Origin of the sequence: Mitsuaria sp. CC2, from assembly GCF_048957715.1 — a bacterium.
GTDB lineage: Bacteria > Pseudomonadota > Gammaproteobacteria > Burkholderiales > Burkholderiaceae_C > Roseateles.
Map to the genome: position 1 here is coordinate 121,520 of NZ_JARVXN010000023.1, position 25,964 is coordinate 147,483.

The following is a 25,964-nucleotide window of genomic DNA, read 5'->3' on the forward strand; positions in this document are numbered from 1 at the left end:
ACCCCGCATATCCATCGATCAGTTTTCACCCGGCACAGGCAGCATCCCGTCCGCGTATCAAACATTCCAAAGCTGACATGACCGGCCTCACGGCGTGATGCCCGACAGGCTTGGTCTGCCGCGATGTAGAAGGACTCCGACATGCTGAATCTGAATCGTTGGCGGCTGCGTAGCCGCGTGCTGGCTGGCTTCGCGCTGGTGATCGTGCTGATGGCCGTGGCCTCGGCGGTGGGCGTGATCCGGGTGTCGATGCTGCACCATCGCATCGAGCGTCTGGTCGAGGTCGACATGCACACCCTGGAGATCTCGCGCCAGTGGTCGGGCCTGACCGAAGGCAACATCCAGCGTCGCATCGTCCAGCTGGTCGTCGAGGACGAGAACTTCGTCAAGGCGTTCACGTCGCGCTCCAAGGAGCTGTCGGCACGGATCGACAAGATCCAGAAGGAACTCGACGAGAACATCACCGAGAAGGAAGGCGCGCGACTGATCGACGAGATCGGCGCGGCGCGCAAGCGGTACCAGGATGCCCGCGAGGCGGCGATCAAGGTCAAGGAGGCCGGCGGCGACGTGAAGGCGGCCGCCGCGTCGCAACTGATCCCGTCGATGAACGACTATCTGGCCGCGATCGACAAGTTCGCCGAACACAACCGCGACCTGCTTCAGGCCGCGCGCAAGGAAGCCCAGGCCGAGGCGGAAAGCACCCGCAACCTGGTCATCGCGCTGATGACGGTGGCGATCGTGCTGGGCGTGGGCATCGCGCTGGTGATCACGCGCTCGGTGACCGAGCCGCTGGCCGAGGCACAGTCGCTGAGCCAGGCGATCGCCGACGGCGACCTGAGCCGCCGCGGCAAGGATGTGGACGGCACCGACGAGGTCGCCGCGCTGCGCCGCTCGCTGCAGGAGATGCAGCAGCGTCTGGCCAGCACCATCGCCAGCGTGCGCTCGTCCGCCGACCAGGTCCGCCATGCGTCGTCCGAGATCGCCACCGGCAACGCCGATCTGTCCAACCGCACCGAGCAGGCCGCCAGCAGCCTCGAAGAGACCGGCGCCGCGATGGCCCAGCTCGGCGAAGGCGTGAAGCTCAACGCCGAATCGGCCCGTGAAGCCGATGCGCTGGCGCAGACCGCCTCGCAGGTCGCCGGCCGCGGCGGCGCGATGGTCGAGCAGGTCGTCGCGACGATGAACGAGATCCAGCAGTCGTCCAACAAGATCGCCGACATCATCGGCGTCATCGACGGCATCGCGTTCCAGACCAACATCCTGGCGCTGAACGCCGCGGTGGAAGCCGCCCGCGCCGGCGAACAGGGCCGCGGCTTCGCCGTCGTGGCCAGCGAAGTCCGCTCGCTGGCCCAGCGCAGCGCGGAAGCCGCCAAGGAGATCAAGTCGCTGATCTCCGCCTCGGTCGAACGCGTGGACGGCGGCTCCCGCCTCGTCGGCGACACCGGCGCCACCATGCGCGAGATCGTCACCAGCGTCGAACGCGTCACGCGCGTCATCGGCGAGATCTCCGCGTCGAGCGCGGCACAGTCGCTCACCCTCGGGGAAATCGGCCAGGCGGTCCACCAGCTCGACCAGATGACGCAGCAGAACGCCGCACTCGTGGAGCAGTCGGCGGCCGCGGCCGAGTCGCTGAAGGATCAGTCCGCTCAGCTCGTCGAGACCGTCGCGAGCTTCAAGCTCGGCTGACAAAAACAAACGCCCGATGCGGGAGCATCGGGCGTCTGGGTCTGGGTCTGGGTCTGGGTCTGGGTCTGGGTCTGGGTCTGGGCCTGGGTCTGGGTCGAGGGTCGGCTGAGGCCGACAGACTCAAACGCTCTGACGGCGCTTGCGCAGCATCAGGGTCATGAGCGCGAGACCACCGAGGAACATGGCGTAGCTCTGCGGCTCCGGCACGGCGCTGGCCGGCAGCACGTTGAAGGTGGTGGAGTAGGTGGCGGCGATGCCGCTCGTACCGGCCGCCAGCGAACCGCCAGCGATGCCCTTGACGATCAGCGTGTAGTCGCCGGCCAGCATCGTCGAATCGAGCCAGGCGCGCTGGTAGGTCGCATTGCCCATCGGCGTCGCGGGATCGATCGTCAGCGCGCGCCCATTCAGCAGGACTTCGGTGAAGCTGATCTGCTGCCCCGCGCCCGCGCCGATCGTGATCAGCGAGGCGTCCACCAGGCCGGTGCCGGCATAGTGGAAGGTGAGCGTGTCCAGGAAGCTGCCCGCCTCGGTGTGCGTCACGAAGGGCGCGCCGGTCAGGCCGTCCTGGTCGCCGGCGAGGACGGTGTCGTGGGTCTGGTTCAGGTCCGACGCGGCCATCGCGCCAGTGGCAGCAGCGGCCAGCGCGGCAGCAGCCAGGACGGAGCGCGTGGCGCGACGGCGGCGGACGACGACGCCCATGCCGAACAGGCCCAGCGCCGCCAGCGCCATGCTGCCCGGCTCGGGGACCTGCGTGACGTTGATCGTGCCGGAGTAGCTGGCGCTGATCGCCGACCCGGGGGCCAGGCCTTGTCCGGCGTAGCCGCGCACGGTCAGGACCAGCGGACCGCTCAGCAGGTCGTCGTCCATGCGGCCGAATTCGAAGCCGCCCTGGAAGCTGCCCAGCGCGGTGCGGCTGAAGTTGACCGTCTGGCCGTTGACCGTGGCGCTGATGAAGTCGATGTTGAAGCGGGCCTGCTGCGCGCTCGTGGTCAGGCTGGCGTTGACCAGGCCCCAACGGTCCATGCCGGTGAAGGTGAAGGTGTCGACGAACTCGCCGGCCACCAGGTGGTTGATGGTGAAGCCCGCCGTCTTCGTGTCCACGGTCGTGCCGGACTTCAGGGCGACGGACTGGGCCGCGGTGACCGGCGCGGCATGCGCGGCGGAGACAGCGGCGGCAACCAGGGCGGCGGCAAGGAAACGGGTCTTGAGCGTCATGGCAGTGCGGTCCGGAGACCTCGGAGACCCGCAGTGGCAGGCCGATGCAGCGGACTCTATCGACGGGGTGCCGGACGGCGTCCCCCGCGCCACGGGGGGAGACAGGCGCGCTCGCGCCCGGGTTGTGAGAAAGCGCACATGGGGGGGCGGACGCGTCGCCCTGAAACGACAACGGCGCCCACGAGGGGCGCCGTCGATCTCAAGGGCCGCGACCTGTCAGGCCAGCTTGCCGTGGCAGCTCTTGAACTTCTTGCCGCTGCCGCACGGGCAAGGGTCGTTGCGGCCGACGTGGCCCCATTCGGCCGGCACGGCTTCGGTGCCGCCGGCGACCGGCGCCGCGTCCTGCGACACCGAGCCATCCTCGTTCGGATGCGTGTAGGTCACGTTGCCGACGTTCTCCGCGCGCTGTTCGATCGCATCGGCGGCGGCCGTGGCCTCTTCCTGGGACTGGATGCGCACGTTCAGCAGCACCCGGGTCACTTCCAGCTTCACCGCGTCCAGCAGCTGCGAGAACAATTCGAAGGCCTCGCGCTTGTATTCCTGCTTGGGGTTCTTCTGCGCGTAGCCGCGCAGGTGAATGCCCTGGCGCAGGTAATCCAGCGAGGCCAGATGCTCGCGCCAGTGCTGGTCGATGCTCTGCAGCAGCACCATGCGCATGAACGGCGTGAACTGCTCCAGGCCGACGCGGTCCAGCTTGTCCTGGAAGGAGACCTCGCCCGCCTTCAGGACGGCGTCGAGCACGTCCTCGTCGGTCAGCGTCTCGCTCTTCCTGAGCATGTCGGTCAGCGGCACCTCGAGCTTCCACTCGTCGCGCAGCACGCGCTCCAGCGCGGGCAGGTCCCACTGCTCTTCCAGCGATTCCTCGGGCACGAAGCCGCGGACCACGTCCGTCAGCGTGCCCTTGCGCAGGTGGGTGATCTGCTCCAGCACTTCCTGCGCTTCGAGGATCTCGTTGCGCTGCTGGTAGATGACCTTGCGCTGGTCGTTCGACACGTCGTCGTACTCGAGCAGCTGCTTGCGGATGTCGAAGTTGCGGGCCTCGACCTTGCGCTGCGCGCTCTCGATCGAGCGGGTCACGATGCCGGCTTCGATCGCCTCGCCTTCGGGCATCTTGAGCCGGTCCATGATCGCGCGCACGCGGTCGCCGGCGAAGATGCGCATCAGCTGGTCGTCCAGCGACAGGTAGAAGCGCGACGAGCCCGGGTCGCCCTGGCGACCGGAACGACCGCGCAGCTGGTTGTCGATGCGGCGGCTCTCGTGACGCTCGGTCGAGATCACCCGCAGGCCGCCCGCAGCCTTCACCTGTTCGTGCAGCTTCTGCCAGTCGGCCTTCAGCGCGGCGATCTTCGCGTGCTTGTCGGACTCGGACAGCGCTTCGTCGTTCTCGATGGCGACGACGTCCTTCTCGATGCTGCCGCCCAGCACGATGTCGGTGCCGCGACCGGCCATGTTGGTTGCGATCGTGATCACGCCGGGACGACCGGCCTGCGTGATGATGTCGGCCTCTCTGGCGTGCTGCTTGGCGTTCAGCACCTGGTGCGGCAGCTTCGCCTTGGTCAGCAGTTCGGAGACCTTCTCGGAGTTCTCGATCGAGGTCGTGCCGACCAGCACCGGCTGGCCGCGCTCGTGGCAGTCGCGGACGTCCTGCGTGACCGCGTCGTACTTTTCCTTGGTCGTCTTGTAGACCAGGTCCAGCTCGTCCTTGCGGACCGTCGGGCGGTTCGGCGGGATCACCACGGTCTCGAGGCCGTAGATCTCCTGGAACTCGTAGGCCTCGGTGTCGGCCGTGCCGGTCATGCCCGACAGCTTGCCGTACATGCGGAAGTAGTTCTGGAAGGTGACCGAGGCCAGCGTCTGGTTCTCGGCCTGGATCTGCACGCCTTCCTTGGCCTCGACGGCCTGGTGCAGGCCGTCGCTCCAACGGCGGCCCGTCATCAGGCGGCCGGTGAACTCGTCGACGATGATGACCTCGCCGTTCTGCACCACGTAGTTGGTATCGCGGTGATACACGTGGTGGGCGCGCAGCGACGCGTACAGGTGGTGCATCAGCGTGATGTTGGCGGCGTCGTACAGCGACGCGCCCTCGGCCAGCAGGCCGGCCTGGCCCAGCAGGCGCTCGGCGTTCTCGTGACCGTCCTCGGTCAGGTAGATCTGGTGCGACTTCTCGTCGACGGTGAAATCGCCGGGCTCGGTCACGCCCTCGCCGGTGCGGGGATCCAGCTCGCCGACCTGGCGCTTCAACTGCGGCGCGACCGCGTTGATCGCCACGTACATCTGCGTGTGGTCCTCGGCCTGGCCGGAGATGATCAGCGGCGTGCGGGCCTCGTCGATCAGGATCGAGTCCACCTCGTCGACGATCGCGTAGGCCAGGCTGCGCTGCACGCGGTCGCGCACCTCGTAGACCATGTTGTCGCGCAGGTGGTCGAAGCCGTATTCGTTGTTGGTGCCGTAGGTGACGTCGGCACCATAGGCGGCCTGCTTCTCGTCGCGCGGCAGGCCCGAGTAGTTGATGCCCACGGTCAGGCCGAGGAAGCGGTACAGGCGACCCATCCACTCGGCGTCGCGCCGGGCCAGGTAGTCGTTGACCGTCACCACGTGCACGCCCTTGCCGGTCAGCGCGTTCAGGTAGACCGGCAGCGTCGCCATCAGCGTCTTGCCCTCACCGGTGCGCATTTCAGCGATCTTGCCGGCGTTCAGGACCATGCCGCCGATCAGCTGCACGTCGAAGTGGCGCATCTTCAGGACGCGCTTGCTGCCCTCGCGGCAGACGGCGAAGGCCTCGGGCAGGATGTCGTCGACGGTCTCGCCCTGGGCGATGCGCTGCTTGAACTCCTCGGTCTTCGCGCGCAACTGGTCGTCGCTCAGGCCCTCGAACTGCGGTTCCAGCGCGTTGATGCGCTCGACGTCCTTGCGATAGGTCTTGAGCAGGCGCTCGTTGCGACTGCCGAAAATCTGGGTCAAAAGCTTGGGCAACATGCGGCTTTTTGAAGTTCTGTGGAGGGCCCGGTCGACCGGGCCTGAACGCCCGGCGGACCGCCTCGTGGGCGGCCTGATGAGGGCAGCGCCGCGCGACCGGTGCACATGAGGCCAAGGGCCTCCGGTTGCAAGCGTCTGCGCGGAGAAAAACCGGTGGAGTTTAGCACCCGCCCCTCGGCGGCATCGGGCGGCGGCCCCTGCGCCGGACCGGCGGCGGACTCCGGGTTTCCGAGCGGCAGGACTACACTGGCGACCCATGTCCACCCGCTACCTGCCTCCTCGCGCCAAGCCCGACGCGCCCGATCCGCTGGACTTCGGACGGGCCATGTCGCAGAACGGCATGCTGGCCCGGTTGGGGACCCAACTGGCGCTGTCGCGGCGGCATCTGGCGGCGGTGAGCGTAGCGCTGCCGGGGGCGATGACACGTTTCGTCCAGGCCGGCACGCTCGACGAGCACGGCTGGACGCTGGTGGCCGACAACGCCGCCATCGCCGCCAAGCTGCGGCACTTGCAGCCGACGCTGCTGCGCCTGCTGCGCGAGGAAGGCCTGCTGCTGGAAGGCGAACTCCGCATCCGCGTCAGGCAATCCTGAGCCGCCGCCGAGCAAGGGGCCCGGCAGAACGAAAAAGGGACCGCCGAGGCGGTCCCTTGTCGTTCCCCGCTCCGGGGTCAGTCCTTGCGGCGCAGGCGGCGCGCGCCACCCAGGCCAGCAAGGGCGATCACGGCCAGGGCCAGCGAGGCCGGTTCCGGCACGTCGTTGTTCTGCTGGGCGCCTTCGACGTTCAGGATGTCGAAAGCCCACAGCGCGTTGCGTTCACGGCCACCGGCGTCGCAGAACACGCCGTTGGCGCACTTGCCGTTCAGGAAGTTGGGGTTGCCGTCGTAGGTGAAGCCGTTGGCCAGGTCGGGGCCGAGGGCAAAGTTGTCGAACTGCATCACCGCGACCGTGTAGACCCCGGCGCTCAGCGTGAGGTCCAGGCAGGTGTCCCAGCGCATGCCGCCCGCCGGATCGGGATTCACCGCGCCGCCGCCGCAGGTGCCGGGCGTGCCGCTGATGGCGTCGTCGTTCTGGCCGACCAGCGCGCCGCTGGCATTGAACAGCGCCAGGATCGGATCGAAGCCGCCGGCGGCGACCACGTTGCCGTCAGCCTGCGTGCCGCCCGCGTAGCTGTAGGTGATCAGACGGACCGCCGACGAGCCGTTCGCCGTGAAGGTGAAGGTCTGGACGTCGTTGGCCTGCGCGAAGCTGCCGGCGAACGAGAAGTTGGTCGGTGCCGCATGGGCGACGGCGGAGAGGCCGAGCGCTGCGACGGCGGCCAGGGCGGCAGCACCACGACGGAACAAGCTGTGCATGAAATTTCCCGTAAGAGCCGGTATTGGGAGGTGACCGGCTTGTTGAACACGGGGGCGGCTTGAGCAAGGGTTATGCCACGACCGATTTCCTTTTGAAATCAAATACGTACATACAGTTACGTGGGTAACTTCACACAAGTGTCAAGCGGAGCGACACCGCCTTTTGGGGGTGTTTAGGCGGAAAGTTCGGGGAGCGGAAAGACAGAAGCCCCGGCTCGTCGGTCGACGACACGGGGCTTCGGAACAGGCGGTCGCCTGTAGGTTCAATGGTGCCGGCTATCGGATTCGAACTGATGACCTACCGCTTACAAGGCGGTTGATAGCCGGGCATATCGTCCCGTAAGTAGTTGATTCTACTGAGTTTTTAGACGGCTTGACGGCAGGAACGAACTTCCATTTGGTGCGGGCTAAAACCCGGTCCCTCCACTGTCATTTGCATGGAGCATGCGGTGACAGGTCAAGAATGCATCAAGGAACTGGTCGGGAAGAACGGCAAGACGCGCTACCAAGCGCAGGTCTGGTACCGGAACAAATTCATCACGTCCAAGACGTTTAACAGCGTGGGACTGGCCCGGGCGTTCCACAAGGAAGCGTATGACGAGGCGGTGAACGGCAAGTTGCTCTCGGCCGGTGAGCGGCGGGAACAGCGCCAACGCGAGGCCTGCCTGGAACGACCCATGAGCGCCTGGGCCTCGCTGTATGTCGAAGCCTACTCGGAGCGCCACGGGCAGAACCGACTGTACGAATACGAGCAGGTTGGGCGTCTGCTGGGCTCCCGGACCTTGCGTGACTTCTCCAGCAAGGCTGGCGGCCAACTGATTCGGCAGCTAGCCGCCGAATGGCGCTACATCCGGTTCACCAAGGGCGTCAGGACGGAGCCCTTCCACGCTCCGAAGGCGCCGGTTTCGGACCAAACGCTCCGACTGAGGCTTTCTGCCCTGGACCGGCTCATCAAGTTCGCCGTCGAACAGCTTCCTGAAGAAATTAGCTACGTCGGCCCCAAAAAACCCATGGACTACGCGCCGCCGCCTGCACACGGCAACAGGCGTGACCGTGTGCCTACGACGGATGAATTCGCCACGCTGCTCGCCCACTTCGCCGACGACACCGACATGTCGGACCTTCTTACGGTCATCGACGAGACGGGTTGCCGGCTGTCAGAGGTCAGCAGAGCTACCGGCGAAGCCGTGGCCTTCATCACTGCCGGTGGAAATGTGCTTGGGGGTGTGCTGACTTTGCATCATCACAAGACGGACGAGCGTGTGGGCGTCCGGCAAGTGCCGCTTTCGCGCTATGCGGCACAAGTTCTGCACGCACGCAAGACGCGGTGCGGTGACGGCCTCTTGTTCCCTGGCCTGCCTTCTTCCTCGAGCGACGTTTGCGCCGTCTTCGACAAGGCCCGCAAGGCTGTCGGCATCGCCGACCTGCTCATCAAGGACTTCCGCCGAGGCTTCATCACGCGGAACGCACGCTCGATGTCCAAGCTGGAACTGACGAGTGTCGTAGGACTTACTTCACTCTTGGACCTTGGCAGCCTTGCTTCCGGAGACCGCAACGCCCAAGCCGCCGCTGGGCATACCGACCCCAGGACCACGCTCGGATACGTTTCACCGGAACACCAAGCGATGGCCCAGGCCTTCACGGCCAGCAGTCGTTGGCCGGCTGTTGCAGCCATCCTCAACCCCTCAGTCCGAGAGGCGGCTCCCGGCGACGAAGCGGCCGAGTTGGAGCGCGAGATGGGTGAATTGCTGGCGCGCATGCGAAAGCTCGGTATGACTGCCGTCGCGTAGGCCAACCCAGAGTGCACACCTGTCGGGCACATCACCCCGGCCTATCGACGGATGCGCCCAAGGGAGTTTCAACGTTGAAAGACTCTCGGAGATTGCCGCCAGCATGAAAAAAGACCGCTCCACTAAGTGGACGCGGTCATGAACTGAAGTTTTCCTGGTCTGCGAGGTCAGCGTGCCTTCGGGCCCTTGCGTCCCGTCTTCCGACCCGCCATCAGGCCTGCGGCCTTGCAGGTCGCTTCGAAGTCTGCAAATGCCTGAGTCCGCAGGGCGAGCGTCATCTCCAGGAGCCGATTGGCCGGCGCGTCACGCCCGCCCGCGGCCCTACCCCGGCGCGTCGTGAGGCGATGACCATCTGACACCAACCGGCGGGCCTCCTCGCGAACCGCCGCGCCAGCGGCCTCGACCGCACGGACAGCCTCCACCAGCGGATGTTCCCGCCTGGCTTCCATGTCCTCAAGCAGTTCCGCCTGCAGCTGCGGGCGCAGTTGAGCCGTCAGCTCCGCTCGCAGCTGAGCCTCCAGCTGGGCCCGTTCCACTGCCTTGAGACGTTCCTGCTCGGTGCGAAACTCCTCCCTAGACTTGTGCATCCTGGCCCAGCTGCCGTGCGCCAGCAGCCAGTCTCTGATGTCGCGGATGTCGTCCGCGTCGAGCTCGACCGGGTTGCCGTCGAACCCAACGCCGGTGAGCGTTACGCCGTGACGCCCGTCGTCCGCAGGGCCGATGCGCTCGACACCTGCAAGCCTTCTGGGGTCCAGGCTCGAGTTGAAGCTGCCCACGTACTTGGCCTGCGTGCCGCGCTCGCGCAAGCCGGCCGCAGTCGCTTCGGCTCGACTGAAGTACTTCTGCAATTTCAGCGAGACGGTCGTGCCCTTTCCAGGGCTGATGACAAGTCCTTTCATCGTCTGTTCCTTGAATCTTCGATGTGCATGGCTGCGCCAGAGCGCATCACTCCCGTGTAGCGACCGGACTTAGCCCCTCTCAGGCGGCCCAGAAGCTGATGCGCAGAGAGGCCGATGTAGCTGCGCGGCGAACTCGATGTAGCTGCGCGTCTACACGGCAATCGCTGCGCGGCCACAGCCGGGCCGCTGCGCGTCGACACCGATGTCGCTGCGCAGATGGAGCTCGTGTCTGCGCGCGGCGGACGCCATCCGGCACCGGACGTGCGGCCGAACGTCAGGCGGTCCGGCGATTTGCGCTCTCCTGTCTTCAGACCTTTCCGGAAGGCCCTGAGCCCCCGACGTACAGGAGGGGATGGACGGCGCCCCCAACGGGGGTCGGACCGCCTCCGGGCGGGCCGATGTCGAGAGTGGCCGCGCCGCGTCGAGCTTGCCTCGACCCAGCGGTCACGGTGGGCCCCCAGGCCCACTCGACACGCGGGGGAGCCGCGAAGGACATGAGTGCCTCGGGCTCGGACGAGGCGAAGCCTCGCCTAGACCGCAGGCCGAATGCCGAGTGGGGGCAACGCCCGGCGGTCCGTGCTTTTCCTGGCGAGGGGACGGCTGCGGGAACCCCCGCAAAACGTCGAGCCCTGATGGCCCGCGAAGGGGTCCCCGCTTTTTGAGAAGGCCGCGCAGCGGGCGGAGCAAAAAGATGGGGGCGGGACTGAAGGCGAGACCGAAGCGACTTCGACGGCCCCAAGGCCGGAGATGGAGCGCAGCCCCTCTCATTTCTGCGAGCGGCAGCGAGCTGGAATGAAGGGGGATTTGTGGGGGTTCCCGCAGGCGTCAACGACGCCGGAGGACCGCCCGAGGTCAGGCACGCGCGCCCTAGCGCGCGAGCCAAAACCAAGCGACAGCGCCGTGTTTTGGCGGTGCTGGTTCTGTCGAGGAACCGGAAAGGCACGCAAGTCCGGCGACTTGTGGGGGGTCTCGTGGGGCGGTGTTTATACGCAGGACAACCTCCTGGAGTACCGGATGCACACCGCCCCACCGCCTGGCACGCAGCACGTGCCGAACAAGGAACGCTATCTCATCGTCGACGCGTTGCATGCGCGACGCCACTATCTGCTGGAAGCGCTCGAGCTGCTGATGCGCTACGGAACCCTTCGGGTGCATGGCTTGGCGTTCGGCCTGTTCCCGAACCGCAGCCAGCCCGCCGCGCTGGCGGCTGCGCAGCGGGTGGTCGCGAATGCCGTCGGACGTGGCTTCGTCGTCAGCGCCGATGACCGGGACAGTCGCTTCCGGTACTACGCCCTCACCGCGGCTGGCGCCAGGTTCCTCCGCGACGAAGGCGGTGCCGACGATGCGGCATCCACCATCCACCTGCTGAAGAAGCTCACCCGGGCTCATCACCGCGAGTGGACCAACATCTGCTCAATTGCCGCCATCCGGCGCGGCCTGGAGAGCTACGCCGAGACGGACTACTACGGGCGGTCGTTCCGCACCGACCTGCTCCAGCGATTCGAACACATCCCCGATGCGCTCACCTTCGCTGACATCGGCAACCGGCCAACCGCTGTCTGGCACGAAATCGAACTGTCGCGCCGGTCCATGCGCAACCTCGAAACCCGGCCTCTGAAGGCAGACGAGCGAGACATGTCGGGTATCGGCAAGTGGCGCCAGCTCTTGCACGCGCTGCGACAGCACTGCGTGCTGACCCACAACGGCTCAGAACGTCGGCTGATGCTCGTCGTCCATTGCGCCTCGAGCACGTTGCTCAGCATCCTGGCAAAGCACCTTGGCCTGTACGCCCAGGGCCACAGTCTTAAGTGCCGCGGTGGCCTTCACTTCGAGGAGGACGGCGCGTCAGGGCCGGCGCAAACCGCAAGTTGGGCGACTTTCGCGATGCCGTTCGAATCGAAGGGCGCTGGCATGCTCGAAGTTCACTTCCATCTGCTACCCGACGGAGGCAAGGACCCGGCCTCCATCTGGCATGACAACGATGTACTCCCATGGCGGGGCGTCGACAATGGCTTCGGCCTTGACGACGGATACAACGAGCAGTTCATGGTCCCCTAAGCAGCGGATGCGCCCCTTGCCAGGTAGCAGGTACGACAACGCAGTCACGGCCGCGCCTCCGCTACAGTGCTGCAACAACGAGCAGGGCCAGGGAGGCACTGCATCAGTCAAGCGGAAGACCCTGCGCCCATGCCTAAAGATTTGCGCTTCGAGGACCTCGCGGAACGGCACCACATCGACCCGCACCAGTTGCAGGGCTACGCCAACGCAGCCAAGGTTCGACTAGAGGCGCATCACAGTCCCCCAGTGGCCTTCGAAGTGGCATCCAAGGGCGAGACCGCTGTCTATCAGGTCAAGTGGACACCCGTCGACGACAAGCTTCGACGTTCGTACAACAATGCTGACGACGCCAAGCGCGATGGCGCATACGTGATGGCCTTCGCTGCAGTGGAAGACCTCGAGGGACTGGTCAGCATAGCTCGCGCCGAGACAAAGACCGGTGCGGACTACTACGTTGCTCCGGTGGGCACGAATCCGGAAGACTTGGAAAGCGCGTTTCGACTGGAGGTCTCAGGCACCGACGGCACTCCGGCCGAGGTCCGCCAGCGACTGAAGGAGAAGCAGGAGCAAACCCGCAAGGGCACCGGAGCAGAGCCTGCCATCGCGGCAGTAGTTGGATTCAAGACGAAGCTCATTCTGGTGGAGCGCGCTTAGTCATGGATTGGCTCACGCTCCATAAGTCCAGTGAAGCTCTTGCTGCACGGGCGCATGCCGCGCTGCGTGAAGGCAACAGTAGGGACGCCGAGGAGCTCTTCCGGCAGGCTGCCGTTGCCGAAGAAGATGCCCTTGCTCAGCTTGACATGTCCAAGCCACGGACGTTTGGCATTGCCGCCGTAAGCGCAGTCTCGCTTTGGTACAAGGGCAAGGACCTGCAGCGAGCGTCGATGCTTGCCTATCGGTGCTTGGCCATCCCTGACTTGGCGTCGCCGGCGCGAGAACAACTCGACGACTTGGTCCAGACCCTCTACACCGAGCGGGACCGTCAGCGTCTGACCGGCGAGTTCCTTCCCGGGTCGGTCACTGTGGCAGTAAAAGGTGGTGACGTACTGCGAGGGGCGGCACCGCTCGACCTTATCGTCGACAAAGTGAAGACACTGCAGGCAATCTTCTTCCGCGTCGTCGAGTGGAGCAACGGCAAGCCGCTTCGCCGGCACGGCCCCCCAACCAAAGACATCACCGGCTCCTTCGAACCTTGGCTCGTTCAAGAGCCGGCGGGTAGCTTCCGTTTTTCCGTGGCCGTGAAGGTCAACGGTCAGCTCGACATGTTCGACACGGAGAAACTGGAAGCTGCTGACATTGCCAGAAAATTCTTGGACGTCGTCACCACGGTGGCCGCCGACGCGACGGGTGAGGCGAGCAAGGAACTGGTGGCCGATGACGGCTACCGCGGGACATTCCGCAAGCTCATCCGCAATCTGACCCCACCAGTAAACAGCACCGAGTCGGTCGCCATTTCTTCGAAGGAGCGCGAGGGCGTTGAGGTGGTCCTCGACGAGTCGACTAGACCGAAGCTGGACCTCGCCATCAAAGCGGAGTCGCCGAAGGCCGATGAGTCCGTCGGCGAGCAGATGCAGGAGTTCACAGGAGTACTGCGCGCGCTGGACTTGGACAGCGACTGGCTAAAGGTTGACGTCGACAACGGCCAGGTGACGGTGAAGGGCCTATCCCAGGCGGTCGACGACGTAATCGGACCGATGGTGAACAAGGCTGTCCTGGTCAAGGCTGTGAAGACAAAGCGCGGCGAACTGAAGTTCGTCGACATCAGCTTGGCAACCTAGGCCGCGGGCGTCTCCTTCGGCAACGCCGACCAGGCGGGGACGCGAAGCTCTTTGAAGTCGAGCTCTTTCGCTAGTTCGAGCGCGCGAAAGTGCTCGAAGTACGTTTTTCCGTCGTAGCCAGTAGGTCGGAAGTCGGTCGCAGCCAACCATTTGCTGACGCGGCTAACGGCGGTCATGAATGCCGGCATCACATCCACGTAGACCTGCTTTACGGGATAGCGCTCCGCCTTCCCCTTGGCATGGATGTCCGCGAACATCAGCTCCGCGTCCCACATCGACTTGAGCTTCGCCGGGTTCTGAATTTTTGTCTGCGCCTTTGGCATGCTGAGGCGGTCGTAGAAGTCTTGCAAACGAAAGTAGAACCGCGTCGTGAGCGCGTCTGACTCAGGGGTGGTGCTTCCAAGCAGGAACGCTGCGCCAGCAAGGCGGGTCATCCCGTCGTTCAAGCCGAGCAGCGCATTCCAGCTGATGAACAAGTCGTGGTCACGGTGATGAATGGCGTTGCGCAGAGCGACGACGAGCGACGTGTCGCCATGCGCGAAGTAGTCGAAGCCGGAGAGGTTCTTTGTCACATCGTACAAGGCATGGAACTTCTCAAGCTTCGCTTCGAGAGCCCGGTCGACGTTGTTGATTGCTTCCTCTTGGTCAATGCGACGCAGGCGCTCAAAGCCCAAGCGCGTCTCGACATAGACGCGCATCGTGTTGGAGAGGCTCTCCCATGCATGTTGAACAGGTGTCATGACGAGACTTTTGGTTGCGCCGACATCACGACACCGCCCAGTCCGCCGACAAGGACTCCGCCTGCCTCAACACCGTCTCCGTCGCCTCCTCCTGCCGGTCCGGCGGGTACTTGTAGCGGCGCAGCAGCGTCTTCACCATCACACGCAGCCTGGCCCGCACTGTCTCGCGCTTGGCCCAGTCCACGGTGACTGACCTGCGCAGGCTCAACGTCAGCTCAACGGCAATCTTCTTCAGCGTCTGGTCGCCCAGGTCGCGCACGGCCGCCTCGTTCATGGCAAGCGCGTCATAGAACGCCATCTCGTCGCTGTTCAGCCCCAGGCTTTCGCCGCGCTGCGCGGCGGCCTGGAACTTCTTGGCCATCTCGATGAGTTCTTCGATGACCTGCGCCGTCTCGACGGCCCGGTTGCGGTAGCGCGTCAGGCTCTGCTGCAGCAGCTCGGAGAACTTGGCGCTCTGCACGACGTTGGTCTTGAAGCGCGATTTGATTTCGCCCTTCAGCAGGCGCTCCAGCAGCTCGACGGCCAGGTTGCGCTCTTTCATGTGGCGCACGTCTTCCAGGAACTCGTCGGAAAGCACGCCGATGTCCGGCCGCTTGAGGCCGGCGGCCGAAAAGATGTCGATGACCTCGTCGCTGACCACCGCGCGGCTGATGATTTGCCGCAGCGCGTGTTCCTTCTGCTCGTCGGTCAGCTTCTTGTCGGTACCGGCGTGCTTGGTCAGCGCTGCCTTCACCGCTTGCAGAAAGGCCAGCTCGTCGCGGAAGGCCAGCGCCTCGTCCAGCGTGCAGCACAGCGCGAAGGCCTTGCTGGCTGCCAGCACCGTGTCGGCGAAGCGCTTCTTGCCATCGTCCAGCCCGAGCACGTGGTTGGCCACGGCCGGCAGGAGCTGCCAAGCCTTGCTGCGGAAGTCGGCGTACTCGACGCCGTGCAGCATGTCGTGCAGCACGTCCATCTGCTCCTGCAGCACGGCCAGCGCCTCGTGCGCGTCGATGGTCGGCTTGCCGCGCCCGTGGGCCTGCGTGTAGTCGGCCAGCGCCGCCTTCAGCTCGTTGGCGATGCCGATGTAGTCGACCACCAGACCGCCGGGCTTGTCTTTGAAGACGCGGTTAACCCGCGCGATGGCCTGCATCAAATTGTGGCCGCGCATAGGCTTGTCCACGTACATCGTGTGCAGGCAGGGTGCATCGAAGCCAGTGAGCCACATGTCGCGCACGATGACCAGCTTGAACGGGTCGGCCGGGTTCTTGAAGCGCGTCTCCAGGCGCTTGCGCACGTCCTTCGGGTAGATGTGCGGCTTCAGCAGTGCCTTGTCCGAGGCCGAACCCGTCATCACCACCTTGATGGCGCCCTGCATCGGGTCGTCGCTGTGCCAGTCGGGCCGCAGCCCGACGATGGCGTTGTACAGGTGCACGCAGATGTCGCGGCTCATCGCCACCACCATCGCCTTGCCGTCCATCGCGGTCAGCCGGTTCTCGAAGTGGGCCACGATGTCGGCCGCCACCTTCTGGATGCGCGGCGGCGCGCCGACCAGTTGCTCCAGCGCGGCCCAGCGGCGCAGCTTGGCCACCTTGGCGGCGTCGCCTTCCTCGTCCTCGGTCAGCTCGTCCACCTCGCTGTCGAGCTGCCCGACATCGGCCTCCTTCAGCTCCAGCCGGGCCAGCCGGCTCTCGTAGTAGATGGGCACGGTGGCGCCGTCGCGCACCGCTTGCTCGATGTCGTAGATGTGGACGTAGTCACCGAAGACGGCGCGCGTGTCGCGGTCGCTCAAGGAAACCGGCGTGCCGGTGAACGCGACGAAGGTAGCGCCCGGCAGCGCATCGCGCAGGTGCTGCGCGTAGCCATAACGCACAGCACTCGTGGTTTGGTAGTCGGCACGCGGCTCGGCAACCTGCCGTGCCTGGCCGTCGTTGGCCGCTTGTTCGGCCGGCCGGCTCTTGCCATTGACCAGCCGCGCCTCGAAGCCGTACTGCGTGCGGTGCGCCTCGTCGCAGATGACGACGATGTTGCGCCGGTCGGAGAGCACCGGGAACGTGTCCTCGTCCTCGCCCGGCGTGAACTTCTGGATGGTCGTGAAGATGATGCCGCCCGAGGGCCGGTTGGCGAGCAGCCGGCGCAGCTCGGGCCGCGTGTCGGCCTGGGCCGGCGTCTCGCGCAGCATCTCGCTGGCGGCGGCGAACACGCCGAAGAGCTGGTTGTCCAGGTCGTTGCGGTCGGTCACCACCACCAGCGTCGGGTTGCCCATGGCCGGATGCGCCATCAGCGCCCCGGCCAGGCAGGTCATCTCGATGCTCTTGCCGGCGCCCTGGGTGTGCCAGACGACGCCGCCCTTGCGCGTGCCACCCGGCGCTGAGGCCTTCAGCACGCTTTGCACCACTGCGCGCACCGCGTGGAACTGGTGATAGCCGGCCACCTTCTTGACCAGCCGGCCATCGTCCTCGAACAGCACGAAGTGGCGCAGGTACTCCAGCAGCAGCTCGCGCTGGCACAGGCCCAACACCAGCGTCTCCAGCTCGCGCATCGCGCCCAGCGGGTCGGTGGCCACGCCGTCGATGGTGCGCCAGGCCATGAAGCGCTCGCGGTCGCTGGTCAGCGAGCCCATGCGCGCCTGGATGCCGTCGCTGACGACCTGCAGCACATTGGCGTGAAACAAGTCGGGGATGTCCTGCTGGTAGGCCTGCAGCTGGTTCCACGCCGCCCAGATGTCGGCGTCCTCGTCGCCCGGGTTCTTCAACTCGAACAGCACCAGCGGCAGGCCGTTGACGAACAGCAACACGTCGGGCCGACGCGTCTGCTTCGGCCCTTGAATGCTGAACTGGTTGACGGCCAGCCAGTCGTTGGCCGCCACGTCGGCGAAGTCCAGCAGCCGCACGCGGTCGCCGCGCGTTTCGCCGTCCTTCTGGAACTCCACCGGCACGCCGTCCACCATCCAGCGGTGCAGTTGCCGGTTGGCGTTGACGAGGCCCGGCACGTTGGGGCTGAGCACGCGGCGCATTGCGTCGTCGCGGGCGCCGGCCGGGACGTGCGGGTTCAGCCGCGCGATGGACTCGCGCAGCCGGCCGGCCAGCACCGCCTCGCGGTAGCTGGCGCGCTCGAGCCCGGGCGTGCGCGCATCTGGCGGGGAGATGTCGGGGCCATGGGCCGTGGCCCAGCCCAGGCCGGCCAGCCATTCGAGCATGGCCTGTTCGACAGCATCCTCGCTGATGCCCCTCATGCGATGGCCTCTTCGACTTGGGCCTGGGCTTCGGGAAGGCGGAGTCTTCCGGAGATGAGGCGTGGAAGCAGCGTATCGCGCAGCTCCGCCAAGCCTTTGGCTTGCTCGTCATTTGCGGCGATGCGCGACTGCAACGCGAGTAGCGTCGCCTCTGCCGCACCGGCAATGGTCGAGTCCGGTGGCAATGCGAGTGGAAACTGGGTCAGCCGCGAGAGTTCAACACGTTGCCGACCACTGGTTCCAGTCATCGCCTGAATCGCGAACTGCCGGAAAGGCTCATGGCGAGCCAACAGGTATGCGCCGTACTGCGGCAACACCGGCTTCGCCCGCAGAACGATGAACTCGGTCGAGCCCCAACCAGTTTCCAAATCGTCGAGGAAATCGACATATGCCGACTTGCCGTTCTCCAAGCACGGGGTGATTTTGGCGAGCAAAGCATCGCCGTTTCGGAACTTGCAGCCGGACCCGAAGGCGCGGCGTTCTACGCGCTCCAGTGGGCGATGCCCGCTAGTCGGCGCGTTCGCCATTTCCAGGTAGCGCGCCTCAACGCCTTTGGGCAGCGAGCGCGACGGGTTGAGTTCAACAGCATCAGCAAGCGCGGCTGCTCTCCACCCCCTCGGAATCAATCCCAGCGCCGATTCCTCGAACTCGGCGGGGAACAGCGCCGCCGTGGCGGCGTCCATGCCTTCGGGCTCGCGGCCCTCGGCCTTGGCGCGCACCGGGTCGAAGTCGATGAACCAGCTCTTGAACAGGGCTTGGGCGATGGATTCGAGCGTGGCGTTGGTTTGGCGCAGGAGGTCGATGCGGTCGTCGATAGCTGCGAGGACATCACATATCTGGCGCTGAGTCTCAATCGACGGCAGCCGCACCGGGTACGAAGGAAAATCCGTAAGTGGCAAGCGTTCAACGGTGCTGCCGTGAATGGTCCGGGCCTTCAACAGCGCCTGGAATTCGTCCGAAAGAAAGTAGTACAGAAAGTATCTGGGCAGGAGGCGACTCCGGTCGGGCCGGACTAAGGCCATGCGCCGGCCAAGGCAGCATCTGAGCCCCGGCGGAATGATGGCGACCTGACCGAGGCGAGTTTCATAGGAAAAAACGACATCGCCTGCCTGTGGGACAACCCGGCGGGTCCATTTGGTGAAGTCGTCTTCAGACAGATGCTCAACGACTGACAAGTCAAGGCGACCGTTGTTCAAGCTGCTTATGCCCAGGAATACGGGACCCGCGCTAGTTTTCTTTGGGGTGGCGTGAGGCCCGTCAAACACTTGCGCGACCTCGCCAATCGGAGCGAGTGGCCATTCAGACTGCATAGCCGAGCCCACCCAACCTCTCCCGAATCACTCCATCCAGCTCCGCCCCCTTCGCCATCTGCTCGGCGAGCTGCGCAGTCAGCCGTTCCATCTTCTCGTTGAAAGCCTCGTCGTCGTCGTCCGCCTCCTCGGCGCCGACATAGCGCCCCGGCGTCAGCACATGGCCGTGCTCGGCAATCTCGGAGAGCTTCACGGCGCGGCAGAAGCCGGGCACATCGCCATAGGGCTCGTCGGCGCCGTCCTCGCCATCGGCCCGCCAGCGGTGCACGGTGGCGGCGATGCGCGCCACGTCGGCGTCGTCGAACACGCGGTTCACGCGCGTGGCCATGCGGCCGAGCTTGCGGGCGTCGATGAACAGCACTTCCCCGCGCCGGTCGCGCCCTCGTCTGCCACCCGGCACCGCTGCGCCGCTCTTGTCCCGCGCCAGGAACCATAGGCAGGCCGGTATCTGCGTGTTGAAGAAGAGCTGCGGCGGCAGCGCCACCATCACGTCCACGACGTCGGCCTCGACCATCGCGCGGCGGATGGCGCCCTCGTTGTTCTGGTTGCTGCTCATGCTGCCGTTGGCCAGCACCACGCCGGCCTGGCCGCGCGGGCTGAGGTGGTGCAGGATGTGCTGCAGCCAGGCGTAGTTGGCATTGCCGGCCGGCGGCGTGCCGTAGGCCCAGCGCCGGTCTTCCAGCAGCCGCTCGCCGCCCCAGTCGCTGATGTTGAAGGGCGGGTTGGCGAGGCAGAAGTCGGCGCGCAGGTCGGGGTGCTGGTCGCGGTGGAATGTGTCGGCCGGCTCCTTGCCCAGGTCGGCCGCGAAGCCGCGGATAGCGAGGTTCATCGCTACCAGTCGCCACGTCGTCGGGTTGGCCTCCTGGCCATAGATGCTGATGTCGTCGGCCTTGCCGCCGTGCGCCTCGATGAACTTCTCGCTCTGCACAAACATGCCGCCCGAGCCGCAGGCGGGGTCGTAGACACGGCCCTGGTGCGGCGCCAGCACTTCGACCAGCACCTTCACCACCGAGGCCGGCGTGTAGAACTGGCCGCCCTTCTTGCCCTCGGCGCTGGCGAACTGGCCGAGGAAGTATTCGTAGACCTCGCCGAGCAGGTCTTTGGCGTGGTGGCCTTCGCCGAAGCCGATGGTGGACACCAGGTCCACCAGCTCGCCCAGGCGGCCGGGTTCGAGCTGGGTGCGGCCGAAGCGCTTGTCGAGGATGCCTTTCAGGCGCGGGTTGTCGGCCTCTATGGCTTCCAGCGCGGCGTCGATGCGAACGCCGATGTCGGCCTGCTTGGCCTGGGCGCGGATGGCCTCCCAGCGTGCCGAGGCCGGCACCCAGAAGACGTTGGCCATTGTGTAGTAGTCGCGCTCTTCCAGCGCCTCGGCGTGGTCCACCTCGTCGGGCAGGTAGAGGTCGCCGGCTTCGTCCTTGAACGCGGCCAGCAGCTGCGTGCGGCGCTCGTCGAAGGCGTCGGAGATGTACTTGAGAAAAATGAGTCCGAGGACGATGTGCTTGTATTCGGCAGCGTCCATGCTGGACCGCAGCTTGTCGGCGGCGGCCCATAGGGTTCTCTTGAGGTCCTGGTTCATTCGGTCGTTGCGTTCTGTTTGAGCTTCATCGCGGCATTTCCCCCCGCCCGCACGCTAGACCGGCTTGCGCGACTTGGCCGGCTTGCTGGCCCGAGGCGGCGCCGGCGTGATGCCGTGCGCCTTGCAGTAGTCCAGCACCATGACCTCGACCATGGTGGCGAGACTGCGGCGCTCCTGGTCTGCTGCCTCGACCAAGGCGGCCTTCACGTCGGGCGGGACGCGAACGCTGACGACTTCGGTTTTGGTGATTGGCAAAGCAGCTCCTGTGTGAAAAACGCTAGCGTTTCGCCACAGTATCCACCGGCTGCGGCCGTTTTGGCCATCTGGTTGTCCCGGGGCAGCCGGAAACCGCATCGACCTCCTCCCCCGCACCCCCACCTCCGCCCATGCCCGCACCGTCGCCGTTCTCCCGGACGTGGACCCGGCCGAAGCACAGAGCCCGGCAGGAGGGCCGGACTTTGCCGTTGTTTTTTGGGGCGTTCCTCATTTAAGAACCGCCTGCGAGCGCAGGACGACACTTGGCTTCGCCATCACCCATACATACGGACGGACCTTGAACAGCCGCCCGCGCCTATGCCTTCAGGTCGTTGCTGACCGTGCCGAGTGAGACGCCCAGTTGTGCGGCAATCGCGCGTACCGAGAGTCCGTCGGCCCTGAGCCGGGCAACTTCTGCCCGCCGCTTGGCGACTGCTTGCAGGTAGTCCTCACGCGGCTGGGCGCCCTCTGCGCGGCGCCGGGTGCGTTGCCTTTCGGCATCCCGCCGTCGAACCTCTTCCGTGGGCAGGATGGTTTTCAGCTGTGACGCCTCCTCGCCGGTGATGCTGAGTTGTTCGACGAGCGTGTCGTTGCGCCATCGGTATCGAGGGTCCAGCTCACGACCGTTGAATTCGACCTTCTCGCCGGCGTGTGCCGCTTTGGCTCGCGCGATGACGCTGCTCACGCAGGAGCGCAGTTCGGTCTCAGTCCACGTCGGCGCGAACTCTGCAGCCAACGCCCGCGCTTCCGCCTCCAGGTTCCGGACCAACAACGCTTGCGCGAGGAAGCAAGTACCCAGGAATGTGAATAGGTCCCGCTCGCCAGGCGGCAGCCCGCCTTCATGACCGCGAAGTCGCGCAAGGGTACGGAGGTCTTCCAGGCGGTCCCAGGCCAGCACGCTGGGTACGAAGGTGCGTAGCCCACTGCAGACGTGTCCTGCCCCTTCACCTTGACCGTTGATGACAACCAGCGCCCGGCGCCGCGCTTCGCGCGCGGCCTTGTCCGCGGCATCCTGCATGCGGTGCTCGGCACGCGTTCGCCTGTCCTCGACCAGCTCAAGCCGCTGCAGAGGAAGCAGGGAGTCCGCCAGCATGTCGAAGTCATACCCGACCACACCGCTCGGCATGACCTGGCCGCCCATCGTGGGCACGCGGGCCGTATGCACGACGCGGATGACGTCCGCCGAACGGGAGCTGAAGCTGCCGACCACACGCAGCACACGCGATGCGTCCAGCGCCATGACGTCGGCTCCGAAATCCATCAAGCGTCGATTGAGCTCTCGCTGCACAGCCTGCCAACGCGGCAACGTGGAGCGCGGCACTGGCTGAGCAAGCAGCCACTTGACCTGCAGACCACGCCCCGAGAAGACCACCACCGACGGCGGTGGGATGCCGCGGTCGTGGCATGCCTCCAGGAACAACTCCACTTGAGCGTCTGTCGGAAGCCGCTGCAGCGCCGGTATCTTGTAGGTGTCCAGGTCGGCGAACACCGCCGGCATGCGCCATAGATTGACAACCCGCCGGTTGGGTTTAAAGAACTCGCCCACAGAAATCCACAAGTCGAGCGCGCCTTCGCAAAGCTTTACGGTCTTGGGAAGCTCGTAAAGAGGCACACAAACCTGCCGCATACCAGTGGCGGGCGCAGACCGGCGCAGGAACGCCACGAAGCCCGGCCGGCCGACGTCGTGATAGAGGAAGGGTTCGGGTACGTCGAAGGGAAGCGCAAGTTGCGCATGGGCAGCCACGGGCGGTCTCCGCGAACGCGGATAAAACGCCAGTGACTACACGTCCCAACGGTCCATCCGCGCCGCCCCTGTCTCTCCTGCCGACCAAAGCTGGGGACAGGGGCGTCTTGTTTCGGGGCAGCACTGCGCCGCCCGTATGGACCGTGTAGGAAGCGCCGGTTTATCCGCCGGCTCGGATGTCGCAGGAGAACGATGCCGCTGTGTTCGGCGCGGGCTTGTCAGTCAGCCAGAGGCCGCAGGAGTTTCAACGTTGAAACTCGGCTCTTGCGGTTCACCGTTGCGCGCCCGGTCCGAAGTTCGACCGCAAACAGGACAACAGTTTGTCCCGCTCCGCCGGGTGCCTCAGCCCTTCGCACCCATCCACGATGCAGACGTGTGCCGCGTACTCGCCGCGCCAGAGAATGTCCTCGTCGTCAACGGCCACCCAGGCCTCAGGTTCGAGCCAGTCGACGTGGGCGGCGACGATGTCGCTTTTGTTCATGCGCCAGTAGTCCTCGCTGCTGAACGGAAGCCGGCGGCTTGCGCCGGAGCGGCTCAGCACCAAGCGGATGGGCTGGGTGGTCAAGTCTTCGAAGGTATGGCCGGCGACGCGCCCGGCCAGCTCCGGCATGCGCTGCAGGACGGCGGGCAGGCCCTGTTTCCACGGCTGGGTGGACGTGAGAACAATCTGCAAGTCGGACCAGGGCTCCAGTGCATGCGCGAGCCACGGCACTGCCTCGTACTCCTTGTGGCCATTGCTCCACGGGTCCGCGCCACGTACCAGGTGATATGTGTTGGCACTGGGATGGGTTACTCCGCTGAGTCCCAGGTACAGCACGCGCATTAGCCGCTCCAAGAAGCGCCGCTTGGGATACCCGGCGGCTCGGCGTCGGCTGCTTCTACTGCCATGGTCGCCCCCGGATGAGCCGGGAGGTCATCTCCGTCAGTACGGTTCCCGCGTCACGTTGCAGGAGTTCCCTCGGCACCGCCGCCTCGGCACCCTGGCGAGCCCGGTCAGAGCGCACAAGAGAAGCGGTTGCTAGTTCGCGGTCCACAGCCACCACGACGGAGTGCTGCAGGGCGCCGTCGAGCTCCTGGCTTGACAGCACGATGCTTGACCACTTGCCGGCGCCGAAGTCCTTTGCCTCCGGAACCGTCTTTGGTCCGAGCACCACCGACAGGAGGTGAAGGAAGCGCACCCATGGGTCGAAGTACGCCGCGCCAGGCTCCAATGCCGTGCGCACTGAGGTACTGACGGTGTCAATGCCTTCCCAGCTGACCACAGCCTCCAGGTCCGCCTCGTTCGTCCCAAGGTTCAGCGGGGTCACGGTGGCGGTGATGATGCGCTGTGGCGACAACGCGGCGATGCGGACGACGTAGGCGCCCGAGAAGAGGTCTTCGCCTTCCGTGGCGTTCCGGTTTTCGTCTGTAGCTTGCAACATGACTCGAGGGCGGCCAAATCGCCACTGTCTGCGTCGCAGGCATGAAGGAGCAAGCGCCACCAAGCCGCCGGCACTTCATGCCTGCGCGGTCGGTGAAGCTGACGGCTCACTTGTCCGCGCATTCGGCCGCGACCCATGCCCGGGCTGCATCCACGTGCTGTGGCGTGAGCCACGGCCAGCCCTCGACGAGGCGCTCCCAGCTTTCGCCGCCATCCACCATGGCCACCAATGTTGCCGCAGGCAGGCGTGAGCCGGCCAGGCAGGCGGCACCACGCATCACCTCAGGGTCCACGACGACACGCGGTGGGTGGCTCTGCGCTTCGACAGCCTCCTGCGCCGGCATGGCGGAACCCTTGTCGCTCGCGCCCCAGCTCTCCACAAACTCGCACGGCGCAATCAGCAGTGCCTTGTTATTGCTGAATTCGACGACATGCAGGTCTTCTGGCTGTGCGCCGAAGATGCCGACGGCATCGGCGACGACCACGCGCATCAACGGGTCAAGGTCCTTGAGCAGTTCCATCAGGTCGGCGACGGTCATTGTTCAATCTACCTGCCAGGAGTCGAGGGACTCGCGGGAGCGCATGGCGAAACGTCTCCGAAGACCGCCGGCAGAGCCCGGTGAGCCAAGTGGAGTTCCATGAGCCCAGGGAAGTGCCGCAGGAGACGACGAGCTTCCCGGCGGACCGTCTCGGGTACTCCGGGCGTTTGCTCCGCTGACAGCAGTTCGACCAAGAATTCCTTGGTCTGAAGAATGGCGCGGGTGCGTTCTTCCGGCATCGTCACGTTGAGCCTCTGGAGGTCAAACATCCACTGTCCACGTCGCAGCATGAAGGAACAAGGTAGACGAATCCGGTGGCACTTCATGGCTGGCGTTTGAAGGACTGACGGCGCATTGCGGCAGCTCGCCGCCGGCCAACTTCAGGCATGACGGATGGCTACCTATACGCGGGTGACAGCGTCTTTGCTGTCGCTTCAGGACAATGCATGCCCAAGGACAAAGTACGAACGCCGCGTCGCGGTTACCTACCCCCCAACACCGACGACCCGCCGCTGCTGCGGGTGCTGATTGCAGAAGCCACCCGTCGCGGCGACACGCTGGCAACGATGGCACGTCACCTCGGCGTCAGCTACGAGCGCGTTGCGCAATGGCGTCGCAAAGAGTCGGACATCGCCAACGCGAACCGCAGCGTCTTCGAGGCCGCTGGCGTCTACCTCGGCGTGCCGACCGCCTACGTCCTCGTCATGGTGGGCCTCATCACCGCGCTGGATTTCGCGCATCCGAGCCGCCTCTCGATGCAAGAGAACCTGCGGCGTCAGCTCGAGTCGCTGCGGCTGGACCCGGCGTTCGCCGGTTTCGTCCCCGAGGCGCTGTGCACGGCCGACCCGACTGTCCAGCAATTCGTGGCGTTCCTGTACCGCGAACTCGCTGGCGGCTCCATCAGGCCGACGCGCCCTTTTGAATGGATGCGGTCGATGACGCTGGCCGCACTCGGCGACCTTCAGGCGCAGGCTGAACTCGCGGCGCTGCGCGCAGACGCATAAACCTTCACCGCCCGCACGCGGACTCACCAGACTGATTTGCGCTCCCTTCGAGGGAGCGCATTCTTTGGCGACTTGCAAAGCGCGAAGACCTTGGGAGCCGTCGATAAACGACCGACCGACCGTTCTTTGTATCGGCTCGGCGCCACGCGCGTTGTGACCTCGAATCGCTGGGGACTTCCTCAGCACACGAGCGCTAAGCGGTCGACCCAATACCACGTGAACCCGCCGGGCTGGGGTTTCGACGCGGTCAGCGTGACCTTGTGCGCCAACGTCAGCGCATCGCCTTCTTGCAAGCCTTCTCGAACTCCGTGCGCTTGAAGTACAGCTTCCGGAAGTTCCCGAATCGCTTCGGCGCCGGCAGGTCACCCCGCGCAATCATTCGATACAGGGTGCGCCGGCTGATGCGCAGC

At 65.6% G+C, this 25,964-nt stretch carries 22 protein-coding genes; 7 read left to right on the forward strand and 15 right to left on the reverse strand.

Features of this window, described 5'->3' with window-relative positions; genetic code table 11:
* Window positions 1–141: 141 nt before the first annotated feature.
* The gene (locus tag PV762_RS16705; RefSeq protein WP_421036127.1) at window positions 142–1,686 is read left to right on the forward strand and encodes a methyl-accepting chemotaxis protein; all 1,545 of its coding nucleotides are present in this window, start codon (window positions 142–144) and stop codon (window positions 1,684–1,686) included.
* Window positions 1,687–1,806: 120 nt separating this feature from the next.
* On the opposite strand, the gene PV762_RS16710 is transcribed toward PV762_RS16705, so the two are convergent.
* Together PV762_RS16710 and secA are read right to left on the reverse strand one after the other, a co-directional pair.
* Window positions 1,807–2,901 carry an FxDxF family double-cut PEP-CTERM protein gene (locus tag PV762_RS16710; protein ID WP_421036128.1) on the reverse strand — a complete coding sequence of 365 codons (1,095 nt, stop codon included), beginning with the start codon at window positions 2,899–2,901 and terminating at the stop codon, window positions 1,807–1,809.
* A gap of 216 nt (window positions 2,902–3,117) precedes the next feature.
* Complete coding sequence (gene secA, locus PV762_RS16715; RefSeq protein WP_421036129.1) at window positions 3,118–5,877, reverse strand: preprotein translocase subunit SecA; 2,760 nt, start codon at window positions 5,875–5,877, stop codon at window positions 3,118–3,120.
* 256 nt (window positions 5,878–6,133) lie between these two features.
* On the opposite strand from secA, the gene PV762_RS16720 reads away from it, so the two are divergent.
* Window positions 6,134–6,469 (forward strand): hypothetical protein, encoded by a 336-nt coding sequence (locus PV762_RS16720; RefSeq protein ID WP_421036130.1) that lies wholly within the window; start codon window positions 6,134–6,136, stop codon window positions 6,467–6,469.
* Window positions 6,470–6,546: 77 nt separating this feature from the next.
* Here the strand turns inward: PV762_RS16720 and PV762_RS16725 are convergent, their stop codons facing one another.
* On the reverse strand, window positions 6,547–7,230 hold the full coding sequence (locus tag PV762_RS16725; RefSeq protein WP_421036131.1) for a DVUA0089 family protein: 684 nt from the start codon (window positions 7,228–7,230) through the stop codon (window positions 6,547–6,549).
* A 449-nt stretch (window positions 7,231–7,679) separates the two neighbouring features.
* On the opposite strand from PV762_RS16725, the gene PV762_RS16730 reads away from it, so the two are divergent.
* Window positions 7,680–9,020 (forward strand): tyrosine-type recombinase/integrase, encoded by a 1,341-nt coding sequence (locus PV762_RS16730; RefSeq protein ID WP_421036132.1) that lies wholly within the window; start codon window positions 7,680–7,682, stop codon window positions 9,018–9,020.
* 167 nt (window positions 9,021–9,187) lie between these two features.
* Here the strand turns inward: PV762_RS16730 and PV762_RS16735 are convergent, their stop codons facing one another.
* On the reverse strand, window positions 9,188–9,919 hold the full coding sequence (locus PV762_RS16735; protein WP_421036133.1) for a hypothetical protein: 732 nt from the start codon (window positions 9,917–9,919) through the stop codon (window positions 9,188–9,190).
* A 1,014-nt stretch (window positions 9,920–10,933) separates the two neighbouring features.
* On the opposite strand from PV762_RS16735, the gene PV762_RS16740 reads away from it, so the two are divergent.
* From PV762_RS16740 to PV762_RS16750, 3 genes are all read left to right on the forward strand, one after another.
* The gene (locus PV762_RS16740; RefSeq protein ID WP_421036134.1) at window positions 10,934–11,977 is read left to right on the forward strand and encodes a hypothetical protein; all 1,044 of its coding nucleotides are present in this window, start codon (window positions 10,934–10,936) and stop codon (window positions 11,975–11,977) included.
* A gap of 129 nt (window positions 11,978–12,106) precedes the next feature.
* Window positions 12,107–12,631, forward strand: a complete 525-nt coding sequence (locus PV762_RS16745; protein ID WP_421036135.1) for a hypothetical protein — start codon at window positions 12,107–12,109, stop codon at window positions 12,629–12,631.
* Between the two features lie 2 nt (window positions 12,632–12,633).
* Entirely contained in the window at window positions 12,634–13,755 is a 1,122-nt protein-coding gene (locus PV762_RS16750; protein WP_421036136.1) for a hypothetical protein, read from the forward strand.
* Here the strand turns inward: PV762_RS16750 and PV762_RS16755 are convergent.
* The 10 genes from PV762_RS16755 to PV762_RS16800 form a co-directional block, all read right to left on the reverse strand.
* Entirely contained in the window at window positions 13,752–14,495 is a 744-nt protein-coding gene (locus tag PV762_RS16755; protein ID WP_421036137.1) for a hypothetical protein, read from the reverse strand. The two genes, PV762_RS16750 and PV762_RS16755, sit on opposite strands and share 4 nt — an antisense overlap.
* Window positions 14,496–14,520: 25 nt before the next feature.
* Window positions 14,521–17,706 (reverse strand): type I restriction endonuclease subunit R, encoded by a 3,186-nt coding sequence (locus PV762_RS16760; RefSeq protein WP_421036138.1) that lies wholly within the window; start codon window positions 17,704–17,706, stop codon window positions 14,521–14,523.
* Entirely contained in the window at window positions 17,703–19,016 is a 1,314-nt protein-coding gene (locus PV762_RS16765; protein ID WP_421036139.1) for a restriction endonuclease subunit S, read from the reverse strand. Before PV762_RS16765 ends, PV762_RS16760 begins: the two co-directional genes overlap by 4 nt.
* Entirely contained in the window at window positions 19,006–20,592 is a 1,587-nt protein-coding gene (locus PV762_RS16770) for an N-6 DNA methylase (RefSeq protein WP_421036140.1), read from the reverse strand. Before PV762_RS16770 ends, PV762_RS16765 begins: the two co-directional genes overlap by 11 nt.
* Before the next feature lie 54 nt (window positions 20,593–20,646).
* On the reverse strand, window positions 20,647–20,847 hold the full coding sequence (locus PV762_RS16775) for a hypothetical protein (RefSeq protein ID WP_421036141.1): 201 nt from the start codon (window positions 20,845–20,847) through the stop codon (window positions 20,647–20,649).
* Window positions 20,848–21,163: 316 nt separating this feature from the next.
* Window positions 21,164–22,591 carry a helix-turn-helix transcriptional regulator gene (locus PV762_RS16780; protein WP_421036142.1) on the reverse strand — a complete coding sequence of 476 codons (1,428 nt, stop codon included), beginning with the start codon at window positions 22,589–22,591 and terminating at the stop codon, window positions 21,164–21,166.
* A 271-nt stretch (window positions 22,592–22,862) separates the two neighbouring features.
* Window positions 22,863–23,414 carry an HAD domain-containing protein gene (locus PV762_RS16785; RefSeq protein WP_421036143.1) on the reverse strand — a complete coding sequence of 184 codons (552 nt, stop codon included), beginning with the start codon at window positions 23,412–23,414 and terminating at the stop codon, window positions 22,863–22,865.
* A gap of 55 nt (window positions 23,415–23,469) precedes the next feature.
* Window positions 23,470–24,012, reverse strand: a complete 543-nt coding sequence (locus tag PV762_RS16790; protein ID WP_421036144.1) for a hypothetical protein — start codon at window positions 24,010–24,012, stop codon at window positions 23,470–23,472.
* 106 nt (window positions 24,013–24,118) lie between these two features.
* On the reverse strand, window positions 24,119–24,550 hold the full coding sequence (locus PV762_RS16795; RefSeq protein WP_421036145.1) for a DUF433 domain-containing protein: 432 nt from the start codon (window positions 24,548–24,550) through the stop codon (window positions 24,119–24,121).
* An 8-nt stretch (window positions 24,551–24,558) separates the two neighbouring features.
* On the reverse strand, window positions 24,559–24,876 hold the full coding sequence (locus tag PV762_RS16800) for a BPSL0761 family protein (protein ID WP_421036146.1): 318 nt from the start codon (window positions 24,874–24,876) through the stop codon (window positions 24,559–24,561).
* Between the two features lie 60 nt (window positions 24,877–24,936).
* On the opposite strand from PV762_RS16800, the gene PV762_RS16805 reads away from it, so the two are divergent.
* Window positions 24,937–25,554, forward strand: a complete 618-nt coding sequence (locus PV762_RS16805; RefSeq protein WP_421036147.1) for a hypothetical protein — start codon at window positions 24,937–24,939, stop codon at window positions 25,552–25,554.
* Between the two features lie 271 nt (window positions 25,555–25,825).
* On the opposite strand, the gene PV762_RS16810 is transcribed toward PV762_RS16805, so the two are convergent.
* Window positions 25,826–25,963 carry a helix-turn-helix transcriptional regulator gene (locus PV762_RS16810; protein ID WP_421036149.1) on the reverse strand — a complete coding sequence of 46 codons (138 nt, stop codon included), beginning with the start codon at window positions 25,961–25,963 and terminating at the stop codon, window positions 25,826–25,828.
* Between the last annotated feature and the right edge of the window lies 1 nt (window position 25,964).

Bases quoted from the DNA above. Each gene is read 5' to 3' on its own strand.
- PV762_RS16705 (WP_421036127.1), top strand. From the start codon at position 142: ATGCTGAATCTGAATCGTTGGCGGCTGCGTAGCCGCGTGCTGGCTGGC.
- PV762_RS16710 (WP_421036128.1), bottom strand. From the start codon at position 2,901: ATGACGCTCAAGACCCGTTTCCTTGCCGCCGCCCTGGTTGCCGCCGCT.
- secA (WP_421036129.1), bottom strand. From the start codon at position 5,877: ATGTTGCCCAAGCTTTTGACCCAGATTTTCGGCAGTCGCAACGAGCGC.
- PV762_RS16720 (WP_421036130.1), top strand. From the start codon at position 6,134: ATGTCCACCCGCTACCTGCCTCCTCGCGCCAAGCCCGACGCGCCCGAT.
- PV762_RS16725 (WP_421036131.1), bottom strand. From the start codon at position 7,230: ATGCACAGCTTGTTCCGTCGTGGTGCTGCCGCCCTGGCCGCCGTCGCA.
- PV762_RS16735 (WP_421036133.1), bottom strand. From the start codon at position 9,919: ATGAAAGGACTTGTCATCAGCCCTGGAAAGGGCACGACCGTCTCGCTG.
- PV762_RS16740 (WP_421036134.1), top strand. From the start codon at position 10,934: ATGCACACCGCCCCACCGCCTGGCACGCAGCACGTGCCGAACAAGGAA.
- PV762_RS16745 (WP_421036135.1), top strand. From the start codon at position 12,107: ATGCCTAAAGATTTGCGCTTCGAGGACCTCGCGGAACGGCACCACATC.
- PV762_RS16750 (WP_421036136.1), top strand. From the start codon at position 12,634: ATGGATTGGCTCACGCTCCATAAGTCCAGTGAAGCTCTTGCTGCACGG.
- PV762_RS16755 (WP_421036137.1), bottom strand. From the start codon at position 14,495: ATGACACCTGTTCAACATGCATGGGAGAGCCTCTCCAACACGATGCGC.
- PV762_RS16760 (WP_421036138.1), bottom strand. From the start codon at position 17,706: ATGAGGGGCATCAGCGAGGATGCTGTCGAACAGGCCATGCTCGAATGG.
- PV762_RS16765 (WP_421036139.1), bottom strand. From the start codon at position 19,016: ATGCAGTCTGAATGGCCACTCGCTCCGATTGGCGAGGTCGCGCAAGTG.
- PV762_RS16770 (WP_421036140.1), bottom strand. From the start codon at position 20,592: ATGAACCAGGACCTCAAGAGAACCCTATGGGCCGCCGCCGACAAGCTG.
- PV762_RS16785 (WP_421036143.1), bottom strand. From the start codon at position 23,414: ATGCGCGTGCTGTACCTGGGACTCAGCGGAGTAACCCATCCCAGTGCC.
- PV762_RS16790 (WP_421036144.1), bottom strand. From the start codon at position 24,012: ATGTTGCAAGCTACAGACGAAAACCGGAACGCCACGGAAGGCGAAGAC.
- PV762_RS16795 (WP_421036145.1), bottom strand. From the start codon at position 24,550: ATGACCGTCGCCGACCTGATGGAACTGCTCAAGGACCTTGACCCGTTG.
- PV762_RS16800 (WP_421036146.1), bottom strand. From the start codon at position 24,876: ATGAAGTGCCACCGGATTCGTCTACCTTGTTCCTTCATGCTGCGACGT.
- PV762_RS16805 (WP_421036147.1), top strand. From the start codon at position 24,937: ATGACGGATGGCTACCTATACGCGGGTGACAGCGTCTTTGCTGTCGCT.